General features: G+C 69.7%; 18 protein-coding genes and 1 pseudogene. 8 read left to right on the top strand and 11 right to left on the bottom strand.

Annotated elements, in window-relative coordinates; genetic code table 11:
- Nucleotides 1-26 precede the first annotated feature (26 nt).
- The 5 genes from queC to ACFWQG_RS06510 all read left to right on the top strand — a co-directional run bounded on the left by queC (nucleotide 27) and on the right by ACFWQG_RS06510 (nucleotide 2,699).
- Nucleotides 27-722 carry a 7-cyano-7-deazaguanine synthase QueC gene (gene queC, locus ACFWQG_RS06530; RefSeq protein WP_378506786.1) on the top strand — a complete coding sequence of 232 codons (696 nt, stop codon included), beginning with the start codon at nucleotides 27-29 and terminating at the stop codon, nucleotides 720-722.
- Between the two features lies 1 nt (nucleotide 723).
- Nucleotides 724-1,359: a 7-carboxy-7-deazaguanine synthase gene (queE, locus tag ACFWQG_RS06525; RefSeq protein ID WP_378506785.1), complete on the top strand. Its 636-nt coding sequence runs from the start codon at nucleotides 724-726 to the stop codon at nucleotides 1,357-1,359.
- A complete protein-coding gene (gene queD, locus ACFWQG_RS06520; RefSeq protein WP_378506784.1) occupies nucleotides 1,356-1,733 on the top strand; it encodes a 6-carboxytetrahydropterin synthase QueD in 378 nt (125 codons plus the stop codon). Before queE ends, queD begins: the two co-directional genes overlap by 4 nt.
- A gap of 77 nt (nucleotides 1,734-1,810) precedes the next feature.
- Nucleotides 1,811-2,362 carry a VUT family protein gene (locus ACFWQG_RS06515; RefSeq protein ID WP_378506783.1) on the top strand — a complete coding sequence of 184 codons (552 nt, stop codon included), beginning with the start codon at nucleotides 1,811-1,813 and terminating at the stop codon, nucleotides 2,360-2,362.
- Nucleotides 2,346-2,699, top strand: a complete 354-nt coding sequence (locus ACFWQG_RS06510; RefSeq protein ID WP_378506782.1) for an integrase core domain-containing protein — start codon at nucleotides 2,346-2,348, stop codon at nucleotides 2,697-2,699. The genes ACFWQG_RS06515 and ACFWQG_RS06510 overlap by 17 nt, the downstream gene beginning before the upstream one ends.
- Here the strand turns inward: ACFWQG_RS06510 and ACFWQG_RS06505 are convergent.
- The 8 genes and pseudogenes from ACFWQG_RS06505 to ACFWQG_RS06470 all read right to left on the bottom strand — a co-directional run bounded on the left by ACFWQG_RS06505 (nucleotide 2,612) and on the right by ACFWQG_RS06470 (nucleotide 10,678).
- Complete coding sequence (locus ACFWQG_RS06505) at nucleotides 2,612-2,986, bottom strand: hypothetical protein (RefSeq protein ID WP_378507056.1); 375 nt, start codon at nucleotides 2,984-2,986, stop codon at nucleotides 2,612-2,614. The genes ACFWQG_RS06510 and ACFWQG_RS06505 overlap by 88 nt on opposite strands.
- Nucleotides 2,983-3,327, bottom strand: coding sequence for a hypothetical protein (locus ACFWQG_RS06500; protein ID WP_378506781.1), 345 nt, complete (start codon nucleotides 3,325-3,327; stop codon nucleotides 2,983-2,985). The genes ACFWQG_RS06505 and ACFWQG_RS06500 overlap by 4 nt, the downstream gene beginning before the upstream one ends.
- An 87-nt stretch (nucleotides 3,328-3,414) precedes the next feature.
- A pseudogene (locus ACFWQG_RS06495) lies at nucleotides 3,415-3,480 on the bottom strand (hypothetical protein); the annotation flags it as partial.
- Between the two features lie 176 nt (nucleotides 3,481-3,656).
- The gene (locus ACFWQG_RS06490; protein WP_378506780.1) at nucleotides 3,657-4,367 is read right to left on the bottom strand and encodes a hypothetical protein; all 711 of its coding nucleotides are present in this window, start codon (nucleotides 4,365-4,367) and stop codon (nucleotides 3,657-3,659) included.
- Entirely contained in the window at nucleotides 4,357-9,054 is a 4,698-nt protein-coding gene (locus ACFWQG_RS06485; protein WP_378506779.1) for a putative T7SS-secreted protein, read from the bottom strand. Before ACFWQG_RS06485 ends, ACFWQG_RS06490 begins: the two co-directional genes overlap by 11 nt.
- Entirely contained in the window at nucleotides 9,051-9,566 is a 516-nt protein-coding gene (locus ACFWQG_RS06480; RefSeq protein ID WP_378506778.1) for a WXG100 family type VII secretion target, read from the bottom strand. The genes ACFWQG_RS06485 and ACFWQG_RS06480 overlap by 4 nt, the downstream gene beginning before the upstream one ends.
- A complete protein-coding gene (locus tag ACFWQG_RS06475) occupies nucleotides 9,563-9,928 on the bottom strand; it encodes an SseB family protein (protein WP_378506777.1) in 366 nt (121 codons plus the stop codon). The genes ACFWQG_RS06480 and ACFWQG_RS06475 overlap by 4 nt, the downstream gene beginning before the upstream one ends.
- Nucleotides 9,929-10,000: 72 nt before the next feature.
- Entirely contained in the window at nucleotides 10,001-10,678 is a 678-nt protein-coding gene (locus tag ACFWQG_RS06470) for a helix-turn-helix domain-containing protein (protein ID WP_378506776.1), read from the bottom strand.
- A 102-nt stretch (nucleotides 10,679-10,780) separates the two neighbouring features.
- On the opposite strand from ACFWQG_RS06470, the gene ACFWQG_RS06465 reads away from it, so the two are divergent.
- Complete coding sequence (locus tag ACFWQG_RS06465) at nucleotides 10,781-12,214, top strand: MFS transporter (protein ID WP_378506775.1); 1,434 nt, start codon at nucleotides 10,781-10,783, stop codon at nucleotides 12,212-12,214.
- 90 nt (nucleotides 12,215-12,304) lie between these two features.
- Nucleotides 12,305-13,567, top strand: a complete 1,263-nt coding sequence (locus ACFWQG_RS06460) for a hypothetical protein (RefSeq protein ID WP_378506774.1) — start codon at nucleotides 12,305-12,307, stop codon at nucleotides 13,565-13,567.
- Nucleotides 13,568-13,600: 33 nt separating this feature from the next.
- Here the strand turns inward: ACFWQG_RS06460 and ACFWQG_RS06455 are convergent, their stop codons facing one another.
- Together ACFWQG_RS06455 and ACFWQG_RS06450 are read right to left on the bottom strand one after the other, a co-directional pair.
- A complete protein-coding gene (locus ACFWQG_RS06455; protein WP_378506773.1) occupies nucleotides 13,601-13,972 on the bottom strand; it encodes a hypothetical protein in 372 nt (123 codons plus the stop codon).
- Between the two features lie 14 nt (nucleotides 13,973-13,986).
- Nucleotides 13,987-14,508: a DUF3558 domain-containing protein gene (locus tag ACFWQG_RS06450; protein ID WP_378506772.1), complete on the bottom strand. Its 522-nt coding sequence runs from the start codon at nucleotides 14,506-14,508 to the stop codon at nucleotides 13,987-13,989.
- 150 nt (nucleotides 14,509-14,658) lie between these two features.
- Here ACFWQG_RS06450 and ACFWQG_RS06445 point away from each other — a divergent pair, with 150 nt between their 5' ends.
- The gene (locus ACFWQG_RS06445; protein WP_378506771.1) at nucleotides 14,659-15,246 is read left to right on the top strand and encodes a hypothetical protein; all 588 of its coding nucleotides are present in this window, start codon (nucleotides 14,659-14,661) and stop codon (nucleotides 15,244-15,246) included.
- Nucleotides 15,247-15,310: 64 nt separating this feature from the next.
- Here ACFWQG_RS06445 and ACFWQG_RS06440 read toward each other — a convergent pair whose 3' ends face one another.
- Nucleotides 15,311-16,282 (bottom strand): hypothetical protein, encoded by a 972-nt coding sequence (locus ACFWQG_RS06440; RefSeq protein ID WP_378506770.1) that lies wholly within the window; start codon nucleotides 16,280-16,282, stop codon nucleotides 15,311-15,313.
- Nucleotides 16,283-16,296: the final 14 nt, after the last annotated feature.

The raw sequence follows: 16,296 nt of genomic DNA, 5'->3' as shown, positions 1-16,296 counted from the left end.
TCACGATCGAACAACCAGGAGGCCCGGTGGGCACACCAGCTGTAGTACTTCTCAGCGGAGGACTCGACTCGACGACGGTGCTCGCGATGGTCCGCGATCAGGGATACGACGCTTACGCGCTCTCGTTCCGGTATGGACAACGCCATACCGTCGAACTCGAAGCAGCCAGCCGCGTTGCGACGGCGTTCGGCGCAACCCGACACGTTGTCGCCGACATCGACCTTCGAGTGTTCGGCGGATCCGCCCTGACCGACGACATCGCCGTTCCGAAGCACGATGACGCTGCCGAGGTGAACACGCCTGACGAGATCCCGTCGACCTACGTGCCGGCACGGAACACAATTTTCCTCTCGTTCGCACTCGCGTACGCCGAGACCGTCGGCGCAACCGACATCTTCCTCGGCGTCAACTCCCTCGACTATTCCGGCTACCCGGACTGCCGCCCCGAGTACATCGCTGCGTACGAGTCGATGGCCAACCTTGCAACCAAGTTCGGCGTCGAGGGTGCGCGCATCAAGATCCACACCCCTTTGATCTCGATGACGAAGGCCGAGATCGTGCAGGCCGGCCTCAGCATCGGCGTCGACTACGGATTGACGTCCTCCTGCTATGACCCCGACGAGCAGGGTTGGCCTTGTGGACACTGCGATTCGTGCCTTCTGCGTTTGAAGGGTTTCGCCGACGCGGGCCTGACGGACCCCCTCAAGTACCAGAGCGCCTGACGTGGCATACAAGGTCAAAGAAGTCTTCTACACGCTGCAGGGCGAAGGCATGCATGCGGGGCGCCCAGCGGTGTTCTGCCGGTTCTCGTCCTGCAACTTGTGGACAGGTCGCGAGGAAGACCGTCACCGTGCAATCTGCCAGTTCTGCGACACGGACTTCGTTGGAACCGACGGGATCAACGGCGGCAAGTACCAGACACCCGGCGAACTCGTAGACCAGATCTCGGCGCAATGGCCCTCCGGGGACACCGAGCATCGGATGGTTGTTTGCACTGGCGGCGAACCACTGCTCCAACTCGACTCTGCCCTCACGTCGGAACTCCACCGCCGCGGCTTCTATGTCGCGGTCGAAACGAATGGCACACAACCGGTCCCGGACGGGATCGACTGGCTGTGCGTTAGTCCCAAGCAGGGCGCCGAGTTGGTTGTGTCAGGTGGCAATGAACTCAAACTCGTCTATCCACAGGATGACAACAACCCTGCCGACTACGAGAACCTTGCCTTCACGTCCTTCCGCCTCCAGCCTATGGACGGCGCAGACGTTGCGGACAACACCCGAGCAGCGGTTGACTACTGCCTACGAAACCCACAGTGGCAACTCAGCCTCCAGACCCACAAGTTCCTAGGAATACCGTGACAGTCACCAGCGAGATCTTCCGCGAGTTCAGCTTCGAGGCCGCTCACCGACTCCCCAATGTGCCTGAAGGGCACAAGTGCGCACGCCTGCATGGACACTCGTACAGGTTCTCCGTTCACGTCGAGGGCCAGGTCGACCCGACGCTGGGTTGGATCATGGACTTCGGCGACTTGAAGCAGGTTGTTCGACCGCTCGTCGAGCAACTGGACCACTACTACCTCAACGAGATCGAAGGACTGGAGAACCCGACCAGCGAAGTACTCGCGGTCTGGCTGTGGGAGCGCCTGCACCCGGGTCTGCCGGGACTCTCCGCGATCACCGTTCGTGAGACCTGCACATCCGGGTCCACCTACCGAGGGTATGCCGGACCATAAGTCGCTCGGCATGACCGGTGGTTACGTCCGCAAATCTTCCAGTTGATGGAACAGACTCTGCAGAAAGCGTTGTAAGTGTGAAGAACCAGTCCACCCTGATCGGTTCGGGTGCGGCGATCGCGCTGCTTGGCAGCGTAGTCGCGGCCAACTGGGCAACAACTCGATTCGGATTCGTGCCGGTCGGATTCGGCCAACAAGCCACGGCGGGAACGTTCTTCGCAGGGTTTGCTCTGGCAGCGCGGGACGCCACACAGGACGCACTGGGCAAGGCAGGGATGCTGGCAACAGTGGCGGTCGGAGTCCTGATCTCCTATATCATCGCCGACCCCTTCATCGCACTGGCGTCCGCCGCTGCTTTCGCGGTGGCCGAATTGCTCAATTTCGCTGTCTACACACCACTTCGGGAACGCTCACGCCTCGGAGACCGGCGTTGGGCCACTGCTGTCGTCTCCTCGTCGATCGCTGGCGCCATCGCAGACACCGTTGTCTTCTTGTGGATCGCTTTCGGATGGGCGGCGGTCGCACCCGCCATGGTGGGCCAGTTGATCGGAAAGATGTGGGCAACCATGCTCTATCTTGCCGCAGGGAAGGCTGTATCCACGCGGTTGACGAGTGCCCCTGCCGCGTAGCCACTGTACACTTTTGGGACTGCCCCACCCGCCCTCATCGGCGGAGGCACACGGCAAGATCGAGCGGTTTCACCGCACCATGGCGACCGAGTGGGCCTTCGCCCGGCACTACAAGTCCGAACAAGCCCGGCAGACGGTGCTGCCGGGGTGGTCGCACACCTACAATCACAACCGGCAACACTCCGCCATCGGGAGGAACGTTCCCCTTCAGTCGCTTGACCAAGGGACTGCCCCACCGACAGCCCCGTCTCACCGATTCACCGGATACCGTCCACCGCCAAGTTCGGAAACAACGTCCGCGAATTCCTCTACCGCGTCGGGATGGCCGTCGAAGTAGTCCTCCCAGAAGCCCGCCCTAGCGAATCTTCCGTGGGTGATCATCAGCCCCCCACCTCGACCCGGGATCAAGATCCATCCATCAGGCACCGTGTTGTCCACGACGTCGAACATCCCAGCCGGCCAGATCGACGCCAGCCCGGACTTGTCGATTACCCGGTACGTGGTGTCGGACCGATGCGAGATTGCAATCTCCAGCACATCTGATCTGCCCTCCAGCAGGGTCGGATATGGCGCCCCAACAGTATTGGGAACCCGCTCACCTGCTGGCTTCAGCTCTACGATCACCTTGACCACATCACTTTCGACTTGTAGTCCAATTCGTACATCACTTCCAGAGTCATCCGGTTCATGTAGAAGTGAGCCTCCACGCGGCCATGCTGCCAAGGCATCGACCCACTCGTGAACTTCGCCCAGTCACGAACATCACCACCTCGCTCCGCGACCTGCCGGGCGAACTCCGGATTGCCAATATTCTCCCCTCGAATGACGTCATACGCCCCCGCGAGCACATCGTCATGCAATCGTCCGTCATCCGTGAATAGACTCGACAGCTGTCGATCGAGAAGTTCAGACCGCAAGTACTCAGCCGAGATTGGGCTCTCCGGGTAGCCGGACTGCGTGGACACACGATTTCCCCCACACGCCTCCGGCGCCAACCCAAACGGATCGATCCACCCCGTCGGATTGTGCGGGTACGCACTCGGATTCGCCGCGGGCGCCAACCCCAGCGGGTCCGGCGTGACGTACCGCCCGACCGCGGGGTCGTAGTAGCGGTGCAGGTTGTAGTGCAGCCCGGTCTCGTCGTCGCAAGAGTCCTACCAGAACCCGCCTGTGACATCAGTGCGTACGGCCAAGTGGTCGAACCTCGACCGTCTCGGGGCGGTTCGACACGGGTTGCCGAGTGAGACGCAGCCAAACAGGGCACTCCCGATCGGGAAGATCCGATAATTGTGTGCTATTGCGCCTGGCCAGGTAGCTTGTCCTCGATCGCGTCGATCCTTCGCGCCTGCGCGTAAATGTCGACGCCTACACGTCGGTCGTCGAAGACGCCAAATCCACGAACGATTAGTGCCCCCAGCTGAAGTGCTGGAATGAGTCGACGAAGGAGTTCGCCCCCGTCGGGATCCGGATCACCGAGACCCTGGAGTGCGCGGTCAATGACCGAGTGAAAATCCACCGACACCGACACCGACTCCGGATGCAGAACGCAGAGCGCTGGATGCGTTCGCGTCACTTCGATGGCAACTCCGAACTCCTCGATATCGCAGTCAAGCCATCCCGCGAACCGCAGCCTGTCGTCCGACCGGGTGAGCGGAAAATCGTGTCGGGCACCCACCGGAAGCATGACGGATTCTCTCTCCCATTGCCCCCAGACCCTGTGCTTCATCGCGAGGCGTGCGGCAAGTCGATTGGGGGGCTGGGTAGGCCAGGACGCTGCGACCAGCATGAGCCCCCATAACTCGTCCGACAGCAAGGACAACGCTTGCGATGCAGCGTGCGCCGCCTCCGCTACGCCGGCAGCTGGGGTTAGTCCTGCAACTGATGAACGATTCACCTCGATACCAAGGACGTCGATGTCCGAAAGCTCCGCCGAAACCGACCGAAGGAGCGGTACGTCCGCACACGATGCCCGGTCCAGCGACAGATCACCGCTCTCAGTAGTCATAGTGATCACCGTTCGGGGCGTTGAAGTGCGGTCCCCGATTCTGGGATGGGTCGTCGACGAAAATGTGACCCCCGGCGTCGTCTCGGATTGTCACTCTTCTCGTCCCCCCACCTTCGACGGATACCTCGAATACATAGCTGCTACCCGGCTGCAATCGTCCTCGCCGATCATAGTTCGGGTCGACAGCCAGCGGCTGCTGCCCGACCGGGATACCCAGATCGCGTTTCACCTGGTTGAACGCACCATGGCGGCCCGCGCCATCGGGCGACATATTGGGAGGTCGGTGACCCCCGCACGCCTCCGGCGCCAACCCCAACGGATCGATCCACCCCGTCGGATTGTGCGGGTACGCACTCGGATTCGCCGCGGGCGCCAACCCGAGCGGGTCCTGCGTGACGTACCGGCCGAGGTCGGGGTCGTAGTAGCGGTGCAGGTTGTAGTGCAGCCCGGTCTCGTCGTCGAGGTATTGGCCGGGGAACCGCAGCGGCGTCGACTCCCCCTGCCAGCTGGCCCGCCCCCACAAGTCCGCGGACGCCGACCCGACCTCCACCCCGGTAGCGGGGTCGACCAACCCGACCGGTGAACCGACGAGGTCGGTGATGATCGCGAAGAATTCGCCGTCGGCCCGCGACTGGGTCAGCGGCGTGAACCCGCCCGGCCGGTACGTCCACCGGGTGACCTGGCTCGCCGTCTCCTGTTCGACGAGTCGGGCACCGTCCCAGGTGAAGCGGGTCCGCTCGACGACGGTCCCGTTGTCGGCGATCCGGTTCTTGGTGGTGCGGCGACCGTACGCGTCGTAGCTGTACCGCCACCGCTGCCCGTCCGGCGTCACGACCTCGACGAGCTGGTCGAACGCGTCGTACCGGTACCGCCACACGTCCGGTCTCCGCGACGGCCGGGTGACGGTCTTGCGGACCAGTCGTCCCGCCGCGTCGTGCCGGTAGCGGGTGCGGCCGTCCCGGACGATCAGGTTGCCGCGGTATTCGCGTCGGTCGTCGCTGCGGCGGGTGATGTTGCCGAGCCCGTCGTATCCGTACCGCTCCCCCGGCCCGTCGCCGCGGTCGACGGAGGTGACCCGGCCGACCGGGTCGAGCCGGTAGTCGGTGCGCACGTCCGTCTCCCCCGCGCGGCGTGTGTGCCGAGTGAGGTGGCCGTCGGCCCGGTAGTCGTACCCGTCCTCGCGCAGGACGGTGCTCGACGGTCCGCCGAGCCCGAGGTCGAGAGCCGGCGCGGGATGCGCGGTCACGGTCCGCGCGGCGAGGCGCCCAGACGGCGTGTGGGTGTGCGTCACCGCGACCTCGCCGAGCCGCCACCCCGACACTGCGCCGCGCGGGTCGTGGGTGAACCCGACCGCGCGCCCCTCTGCGGTGAGCGCCGCCAACCGTCCCGCCGGATCCCACCGCCACCCGGTGTCCCCGCCCGACGCGCCCGACCGGCGGGTGCGGCGGCCCGCGGCGTCGTACTCGAACGCCGTGCGCCGCCCGTCCACGGTCTCACTCGACACGAGACCTGCTGCGGTGTAGTCCCGTTCGATCAGGTGGGTGACGTCGTCACCGCGCCCCGCCGCGGCGGCGGTGACCCGGCCGGCGGCGTCGTGGCCGAAGCGGCGGTACTCCCCGGTGTCGGCGCGCACCTCGGTCAGCCGGCCGAGGATGTCGTGGCGGTGGGTGCGGGTGACCCCGGTCGCGGTGGTCACCGCCGCCGCCCTGCCCATCGCGTCGCGGGTGTAGGTGGTGGTCGCGCCGGCGTAGTCGGTCTCGGCGCTCAGGCGTCCGACCGGGTCGTACCGGTAGGTCCAGGTGTCGCCGAGCGGGTTGGTGACGGCGGTGAGGCGTCGTTCGGTGTCCCAGGTGTACCGGGTGGTGGCGCCGTCGGGGTCGGTGCGGGCGGCGAGCAGGTCGAACGGACCGTACGTGTGCGATGTGGTGCCACCTGCCGCATCGACATGGCGGAGCAGGTTGCCCTCGCCGTCGTAGCACCAGGTTTCGGTGCCGCCGTCGGCATCGGTGGCCTCGATCAGCCGGCCGCCGGGTGACCACCGCCGGGTGGTCACGGCACCGGTCGGGTCCGTCACCCGGACCAGCCGCCCGAACCCGTCCCGCTCGATCCGGGTGACGCCGCCGGACGGACACGTGATCGCGACCGGCAGCCCCGCCCCGTCGCAGTCGACGACGGTGGTGGCGCCGACCGGGTCGGTGATCCGGGCGACCGCGCCGGTGTCGTGGTGCCGGTACGTGGTCCGCGCGCCGGACGGATCGGTCACGGCGGCGACCCTGCCGCGGCCGTCCCACGCCTGCCTGGTGACCGACCCACCCGGATGGTGCACGGCGACGGGCTGTTTCGGCGCGCCGTAGTCGACGGTCAGTGTCTCTCCGTCGGGGCGGACGATGCAAGCGACGTCCCCGTCCGGGGTGTAGGTGTAGCTGGTGACGGCGCCGTCCGGGGTGCGGACCCGCAGCGGCTCGCGCCGGTCGTTGTAGTCGGTGTGGGTGTGCCCGCCCGCCGGGTCGATCAGGTCCCGCAGCCGCAGGTCCGTGTCGAAGCCGTGGGTGGTGGCGGCGCCGAGGGAATCGGTGACGACGGTGACCCGGCCGGCGGGCAGCTCGCGGTAGTCGAAGCGGCAGTTCATGATTCCCGCGGTGCCGCGCTGCTCCACCACCCGTCCGGATGCGTCGTAGCCGTTGTCCATCCGGGTGCCGTTGGAGTCGACCCACGCCAGCATCCGGCCGTCGGCGTCGTACTCGTAGCGGGTGGTGCCGCCGTCCCCGGTCGTCACCGAGGTGAGATCGCCGTCGGTGTACCCGAACTCGCGTACCGTCACGGTCGCGTCGCCGTCCACCACGGCCAGCGCCGTCACCCGGCCCGCCGCCGCGGTGACCCGCACCCGGTAGCCGCCGGAGTGCACGACCTCCGTCGGCGCGCCGTCCGCGTCGTGGCGCAGCAGGATGCGATTGCCGTGCCGGTCGGTGATCGCGCTGATCGCCACGTTGCCGAGCGCCGAATCGAGTCCCGCCAGCTCGGGTTTCGGCGCGAAGTGCCAGCTGATCCGGCGGTCCGGGTCGTCGATCCGGTAGCCGCCCGCCTCGGTGCGGGTCAGCGGCCACCGCTGCCCGGACGTGGGCAGCACCGCCGCGCCGACCTCCGGGTGCGGGTAGCTGAGCATGACGCCGTCCTCGGCGAGGAACGTGACGCCCGCGTCCTCGACGACCACCCGCAGGTCGAGGGTCGCGGACCAGCTCCGCCCGAACCAGCGTCCGAACCGGTGGGTCGACCGGTGCCGCCGCCGCAGCACCAGCGGCAGCACCCCCGGCAGGGTGAGATCGGTTTCCGGGAGCAGGAATTCGCCGGTCGCCACGTCGACGGGGTCGCCGCCCTCGGTGTTCTGGTGGCCGGTCCGGTCGGCCTCGACACCGCGGTCGGTCGCGGCCTGGTGGGCGCCGCCGTCCGCGTCGGCGAGCTGCTGCGGGGTCGGCGTCGGATCGGGCCGCGGCTCCGGTCCCGGCGCCGCGGGGTCGGCGGAGGCGGGCGTGGTGTCCGGCGGCGGGTCCGCGGCATGATGCCCGTCCGGCGTGCGGTCGGCGAGCCGGGCGGTGTCGGCCAGCGTGTCGGCGGCGTCCACGATGTGCTCGGTCCCGCGCACCGCGGCGGCCCCCACCCCGCCGACGCCGCCGGTCGCGGCGGTGAGCAGCGCGTCCCCGGCGAGGCCACCCGACACCTCGAACGGGTGCTCCCGCAGATCCGTGAGCATCGCGGAGACGACGGCGCCCGGGTCGGAGGCGGCGACGAACAGTCCCGCGGTCAGTTCCGACAGCGCGGCCGCGTACTCGGCTGTGTGCGTCAGGTTGTAGCGGTCGGCCGGGTTGACCTGCCGCACGAACCCGGCGATGCCGCTGAGCGAGGTGACCAGACCTGCCGTGAAGTTCACCTTCGCCGTCTCGCCGACCGCGAGCAGGTCGGTGACGTCGGCGGCGAGGCGTTCGGTGAACGGCGGTGCGGTCGGCGCCGCCGCGGTGACCTCCGCCAGCCGGGCCGCGATCCGCGCGGCGACCCCGTCCCGCTCGGCGCGGGCGCCGCGGAGCATCGCGGCCGCGGTCGTCTTCGCCGCGTCGGGCGCCGCGGCATCGTTCCCGGCGGCGGCCTCGGCGCGGCCGGCCGCCCGCCACACCGCGACCGCGTCCGCCGCCCGCCCCTGCGCGGCCGCGACCGCGTGCCCCCACCCGGTGAGCGCGTCCCCCGCCGCCGTCATCGCGTCGGCCGCGGCGTGCCACAGGCCCGGCTGCCGGTCGTACACGGCGTCGAACGCGTCGGCGGCGCTGCCGGTCCAGCCCGCGGCGTCGACGGCGGCGAACGAGTCCCCGGCCCCGGCGATGCCGGACGCCAGGTCGGCGAGGGCGGCTGCCGCGTCGGCGATCGCCGCCGGATCGCCGCGCACCAGGTCCCGCGGATCCTCCGACTGCCCGAGCTCGAGCTCGTCGACGGCGCCGCCGGTGGCGTCGGCGATCCGGTCGCCGAGCCCGGCCAGGGTGTCCGCGCCGACGCCGCGGGCGAGCCGCGCCGCCCCGTCGAGTCCGGCGTCGACGGCCTGGCCGACCGTCTCGGCGGCGGATTCGGCAGTGTCGGTGAGGAACTCGCCCGCCGCGTCGACAGCGCCGGTCGCGTCGTCCCAGGTGTCGCTGAGCCAGCTCACGGCGCCTCCCCGGCGACGATGCCGGACACGACGGCCGCGTCCGCGCCGATCGACCGGTACGCCTCGGCGAACGCGTCGACGCTGTAGTCGGGGCTGCGGACGTGGTTGATCGGGTTGTCGGCGAGGGTCTCGCCCCAGCCGCGGGCGGCGATCTCCGCCTCGCTCAGGTGCGGGTCGCCGACGACGTCGGACCACACCGTCTTCAGCATCGTCGCCGCGGCCTGCTCCATGTCGTGGTAGCGGCCCGCGTTCAGGTCGAGGGTGCGGGCGATCGAGTTCGCGGCCTGCACCAGATACCGCACACCCCACGACCACCGTTCGACGCAGTCCTCGAACGCGGTCTGCACGTCGCGGTGCCCGGCCTCGAGCGGGGACAGCGCGAGCAGCGAGAATCCGCGGCCCGACGCCGCGGTCTCCCCGATCCCGAGGTCGGCGAGCACACCGGTGATCGCGGTGATCCCGGCAGCCGCGTCGACGAGGACCTGCGGCTCGACCCGGAGTTCGCCGCTCACGGTGCGTCCGGCGGGAACGCCATCGGTGTTGGACCCGCGGCGTCGACCACGACGCCGGTCGGCCGGGGCAGGGCGGCGGCGATCTCGTCGAGGACCCGACCACCGGGCAGCGCGCGGTATCGGGCAAACGCCGCGGCGCCGCGCGCGTCGAGGTAGGCGGCGTACTGCGCCTCGCCAGTGAACACGCACAGCCAGTCGACGCCGCGGACGGTACTGATCAGCAGCCGGTCGTCGGGGGTGACGGGCAGCAGCACCGGCGCGTCCCGCAGCGCCGCGGTCAGCTGGCCCGGATGCCCGAATCCCTGCCGGAATGCCTCGATCTCGGCGCGCCACCGCGCGCAGCCGTCAGCACTGTCCCCCATGTCAATCCCCCCGGATCGCTGCGCTCCCCCACGGCGCGCCCGGTCAGCATAGCGGCCTCGGCGCCGCTGCGGTCAGTCCCGCCAGTACCCCATCCACTCGTCCCACTCGGGACTGTCGGTGAGCGCGGTGTCCGCGCGCGCCAGCTCGCGCAGGCCCCGCACGACCCACTGCAGGTAACGCAGGTGCAGCGCGTCGGCGTGCGCGCGGGGGCCGGGGAGCGGCGGGCGCAGGTGCAGCAGCAGCTGCATCACGTCGGCCGCGGTGAATCCCTCGGGGATGAGGCGCAGCGCGCGGTCGTGGGCGATGAGACGCTCCAGCCCGGACCGCAGGTCCTCGGACGCGGCGGCGAGCTCCTCGTCGATGAGTCTGCCGACGTCCGGCGGTCGCAGGATCGGCCCGGTGGCACCGGTGATCTGCCGGGACAGGAAGGTCGCGACGGCGCCCGACGGTTCGCCGCCGCGCGCGGCCTGCGCTGCGGCGGCGCACTCGTCGGCGACGGCGTGGACGAGGAGCCCGGCCTCCCGCACCCCCTGCAGGTGCAGCGCCCCGACCAGGTCCTGCTTGGTCGGGTAGCGCCGATAGATCGATCCGATCCCGACGCCCGCGTGGCGGGCGATGTCGGCCATGGAGGCGCCGTGCCCCTGGGCGGAAAACACCTCGCGGGCGGCGGCGAGCACGGCCAGGTCATTGGACCGGGCCTCCCGCTGCCGGCCGGACAGGGGACGACCCGGTTCGGAGGACGCGTGCATGGCGCTCAGTGTAAGGGCCGTTCCGGCGTGCTACCTTTCAATCGGAACGAACATTCCGTTCCGATTGAAATCTGAGCCACGCGCACCGAAAGCGAGCACGCCATGCCACCCGAGACGATCCCCGACCGAACCGAGGCCGCGGCGCCCGCGGCCGTCCCCGACCATCACCGGGTCGCGCACCCCGGACTGTTCATCTTCGCGTTGAGCGCGGTGGTGTTCGCGTTCTCGCTGATGCAGACGCTCGTCGTGCCCGCCCTGCCGACGATCGGCCGCGACCTCGGCGCGACCGCGCAGGGCACCGGGTGGATCCTCACCGCCTTCCTGCTCGCCGGCGCGGTGCTCTCCCCCGTCGTCGGAAACCTCGGGGACCGATTCGGACACCGCCGCGTGCTGCTCGCCGCGGTGCTCGTCTTCGCCGCCGCGACCCTCGTCGCCGCGGCGGCCCCGAATCTCGGGGTGCTGCTCGCGGCGCGGGTGGTGCAGGGCGTCAGCACCGCCACCTTCCCGTTGGCGCTCGCCCTCGCCAGGGACCTGCTGACCGGGCGGCAGTTGGCGACGGCGTTCGGCTGGATTCCGGGGATGGTGGGCCTCGGCGCCGGCATCGCGCTGGTGCTCGGCGGGGTAGTCGTTGACGCGTTGTCGTGGCGCTGGCTGTTCGTCGTCGCCGCGGCGCTGATCGTCGCGTCGGCCGCGGCGGTCGCGGTGTGGGTGCCGCGCGGCGGGTCGCCGCGGGCGGCCGGATCGACCGACTGGCCCGGGACGATCCTGCTCACCGCCGGACTCGTCGGCGTGCTGCTCGCGGTGTCGCAGGGCGGCGCCTGGGGGTGGGCGTCGCCGTCAACGATCGGTGTCGGTGCCGCGGGTCTCGTCCTGCTCGGCCTGCTGATCCGCGTCGAATTGCGCAGCGCCGCACCGGTGGTGGACGTGCGGACCTTCCGACACGGCGCGCTCGCGCTGGTCAGCGTGCTGACCGTCGTCATTGGGTTCGTCCCGTACGTCTGCTACGTCGCGCTGCCACTGCTTCTGCAGGCGCCGACCAGCACCGGATTCGGGCAGGGCATGAGCGTGACCGTCTCGGCCGTGACGATGCTGCCGAGCGCCGTCATGGTCTTCGTCGGCGGCCGGGTGACGCCCGCGCTGGTCGCCCGGTGCGGCGGTGGCGGCACCGCGGTGATCGCCGCGGCGGTGATGGCGGTCGGTGCCGCCGGGCTCGCGCTGTGGCCGACCACCTGGGGCGTGGTCGTCGGGTTCGCGGTCTTCGGCATCGGCAACGGGATCGGGTACGCGATCTGCGCGCAACTTGTCGTGGCCCTGTCGCCTGCGGCGGAGACCGCCGCCGCGGTCGGACTGAACAGTGTGGTGCGGACGGTCGGGTCAGCGGCCGCGGCACCGGTGGTGACGGCGGTGCTGGCGATGGGCGCCGTCGCGGGCCACCCCGCCTACCCGTACTCGCTGGCGTTCTGGGTGGCGGCGGCCAGCAGCCTCGTCGGCGTCGCGGCAGCGGTCGCCCTCGTCGCCCACTCCCGCAGGGCCTGACGACCTGGGCCGTCGACGCCGCGGCGGCCGTCGTGTCGGTGCACGCCGGTACCGTCCGCATCGACGATCGTCACGCAGGAGGGGGCCCCGATGTCCGACGGACAGGCATTCGACAGCGCGGTCGACGGTGCGTGGCGGGAGTTCCGCACCGCCCTCGCCGACCGGCTGGCGCTGCTCGAGCACGACGACACGCTGGTGCTCGGGGCACTGTCGGTGGACCGGTCGACGCTGCTGGTGACGGTGGACTTCTGGCGGGCCGGTATGCACCTCGTCTGCACCGCCCGCCATGACGATCTCGCGGTCGACAGCGTCCTGTTCGACGCGGCCCGCGCAGGCGGGTGGGACGAGGATCCCGGGCACCCGGACCAGGTGACGCTCGAGGTGCCGATCCGGCAGGTCGACCGCGCGGCCGCGGCATCGGTGACCATGCTGCGGGACATCGCGGGCCTCACCCATCCGAGCTTCGTGCACGCCCGCACCGGCGCCGGCCCGGCCGCCCTGACCGCGGCGATGGCGGACGCACCGGTCGAGCCGGCGCCGATGACGCTGCCCGAACTGGAGCACCCGGCCGACCCGCGCGAGCTGCGGGAGGCGGTCGCGCGGACGCTGGCCTGGAAATACGGCACCCCGCCGATCACCGACGAGGACGACGACTTTCCCGTCACCCTCGACGGATTCGCCGGATATGTGCTCCCCCATCCGAAGCAGCCGCAGGTCCGGATCCTGGTGCCGCTGCTGCGGGAGGTCACCGGACGCACCCGCGCCGCCGAGGTGCTCGCCGACCTCAACGCGGAGCTGACCTTCATCCGGCTGACGCTGACCGCCGATCAGATCAACGCCGTCATCGACCTCCCCGGGTCGCCGTATGCCGGCGCGCAGCTGAGCGATCATCTCGACCGGATGACCACCTTCCTGCGCACCCTCGACGACCGGTTCGAGCGGCGGCTCGGCGGCAGATTCTGTGACGACTCCCGCGCGGCGGCGCGCGCGCAGCCCGACCGGGACTCCGCCGACGACCTGCCGGCCGGGCTGCTCACGCTGATCCAGTTGGACGCCACCGGAACCGGGACACTGGATGCCGGTCAGGTCGCGCAGGTGTGCGACCACGACCGGGACACGATCCTGCGCTACCTCGACATCTGTGAGGAGCAGGTCTACGAATGGCGGGAGTCGGGTGTCGCGGCACGCGGCGCAGGCGACGACGAGGAGGCCGGGGCGTGCGATCACGAGATGGCGGGCTGGCAGGCCACCGTCGACTCGCTCCGCGCCGCCCTGCGGGTGGTCGCGCTCGGCCCGCCGAGCCCGCGCCAGATGGAATTGTTCAACACCGACCAACCAGACCCGTTCGACTGACCGCGACCGGTTGCCGACCTCGGGTGGGCGGGGTCAGCGACCCGGATCGATCGCCGCGAACCGCTCCTCGCCGCGCTGCTCCGCGGCCGCGTACCGCGCCTCGATCCGCTCGAACACCTCCCGCATCGCCTCCACCTCCGCGATGTGATCGGTCAACGCCTGCACCATCGAATAGTCGCCGCCGACCGCCTTGCGACTGAACTTCGTCGCCAATGCGATGCCGCTGGGGAAGGTGCCGAATCCGTCGAGGCGGCCAAGGGAATATGCCTTCTCCCGAAGTGCAACAAGGTGATTGACGAATTCTGCGCAATGCACTGCACAGCGGGCAGCTGCACCTCGATCCAGGAGGAGTCGTCCACTATCTGCGTCCTCCGCCAGGGAAGACCATTCCGCACTGTCGTTCATCGAGACTCCTTGTGCTACTTCGGAAGATGCGGCAGCAGGCCTTTGACCAGGCCGAGAACTTCGCCGCACACATCACCGACGTGTGCGCCGGGCGCGGCAATCGACAACGAGAACATCGCGGACGCGCCGGCGACCACTGTCGCCACATCACACCTAGTCTGCTGCACATCGTCGACGTCCCGGAACGACAAAGCCGGGCGGCCGTCAAGATCGACCGACCGGAAGTCGACGAAGTCGGGGTTCCGTCGAATCTCGTCGAGAGTGCGTCCGGTCGCGTAGACGGTCAGGAATTCGGATTCATCGTTGTTCCATCCGCATATGTTCCATCCCGGCTGGTGCACCCCGAGAATGTCCCGCGACTCGGTGGCCGGATCCATCCCGACCGCACGGATCGCGTCGTCGGGAATGTCGTCGCACGGATCGAACGCCGGGTTGCTGGCGGTGGGCTGCTCGGGCCCCGCCTCCCCGCTGACCGTGCCGCACCCGGCGACCGCCACCGCGGCCGCCGCGAACAGCAGTATCCCCACCGTCCTCATCCGTCACACCCCCATGCAGAATGTCCGCTCACAGTACCCAGACGCGGCGGGTCCGCTGCTGGTTCCGTCCGTCACTCGGCACCGTTGTTGTCGGCCGGGCACGCTACCGTGGTCGGCGACCGCTACCGCGCTCACCAGCGAAGAGGAACCATGACCGACCAGGACGACCAGCCGTTGCAGCTCGACGGGGCTTTCGCCGTCGCCACCGAGGACCGCGACCAACTGCACACGCTGTGTGTGCGGGCATTGACCGAGTTGCTCGGCGAGGCACCGGAGACCGACGAGGACGGTGACATCGTCATCCCCGTGCACGGCTTCGGGGTGTTCGTCACGGTCGCCGACGACGGCCCGCAGTTGCACGTGTGGGCGTCCCTGCTCGACGGGCTCACCGACGGCGACAAGGCCGCCGACCAGCTGGTCGGGCTGGCGCACGAGTGGCCGCGGCTGCGCTTCGTCCTCGACGACGGGCACCTGCTTGCGTCGACGATCCTGGACGCAGACCCGTTCGCCCCGCAGCACCTGCTGAATCTGGTCGACGAGCTGCACGACCTCACCCACGAGCTGGACGACGACTTCGCGGCCCGGTTCGGCGGCACCCTCGACTGCGATGCCGACGACGACAGCTACGCCGGTGAGTGCGGCGCCGGCGGCTGCGGCTGCGGCGACTGCGGGTGTGGCGACGCAGCCGAGGCCGGAGATCTCGGGGACAGCATCCCGGTCGGCGCCCCGCAGCAGTAGCAGCGGCAACCACCGGACCTGCGGCCGGTGCGGCACCCTTCGGGGCGCCGCACCGGCCGTCCCGTCAGACCACGTTCCACAGGTAGCGCCCCTCGGGTTCGTCGATCCAGCCGCGGATCAGGTCGATCGCCCGGTTGCGGAACGCCGTGGTCGGGCGCACCGCGACCCGCTGCGCCGGGTCGAACGCGATCCAGCCCAGCTGCACGGTCAGCGCCGCGACCAGTCGCTGCACCAGCCCGAACGTGTGGTCGGCGTCGTCGAGTCCGGGGTCGGCGAGCAGCCCGATCCGGACCGCATCGTCGATGATGGTGACCCGCAGCCCGATCGCCGGGTCGACCAGTGAGGCGAGTCCCTCGAAGTCGCCGTCCACGACGCCGGGGTGCACGGACCGCACGCAGTCGGCGACGAGTTCGGGCAGCGTCGGATCGTCGGCCCTGATCCGTGCGAACTGGTTGCGGCCCAGGTCGAATGCCGCGTCGAATTCGCGGTCGAGTTGGTAGTCGTCGTGCCGCGGCACCACGAACACCGCGTATTCGACGGGGGCGGGTCCGTTCACCTCCCGCACCGCCACCTCGTTGTCGATCACCTCGATGCACCACCGGGCACCGTCCTGCCCGGTCGCGACGACGGTCCCGGTGAGGGTGTGGTCGAAGGTGAAATGTGCCAGCTGGGGCGGGAATTCGCAGGCGCTCTCGTAGCGCATCTCGTTGCGGAGGAACGCGCCGGGCCGCAGGAACGTGTCGATCAGGTAGGTCATCCACCCCGACGAGCGGTAGAACTTCTCGTGGCCGTTCCATTCCAGCGCGGAACCGTCCGCGGTGGGCACCCACTGGCAGTTCAGCGCGGGCTGCCCGTAGGGCGGATTGTTCTGCAGCGCGATGTCGAGGTGCTCGTCGGTCGCGTCGCCGAGCGCGTACGGACCGGCGGGGCGCCGCATCCTCCGGCTCCGCGCGAACCGGGTCAGATAGTCGCGTTCCGCCTCGTTCAGCGGGGGATCGATCCGGATCTGGCCGGTGAATTCGGTGGTGTACCCCATGTGCGCCTCCCCAA

Source organism: Rhodococcus sp. NPDC058532, assembly GCF_042719255.1.
Lineage (GTDB): Bacteria > Actinomycetota > Actinomycetes > Mycobacteriales > Mycobacteriaceae > Rhodococcus_G.
Note: the sequence above shows the minus strand (reverse complement) of the source record. Positions and strands in the feature narration are given on the sequence as shown.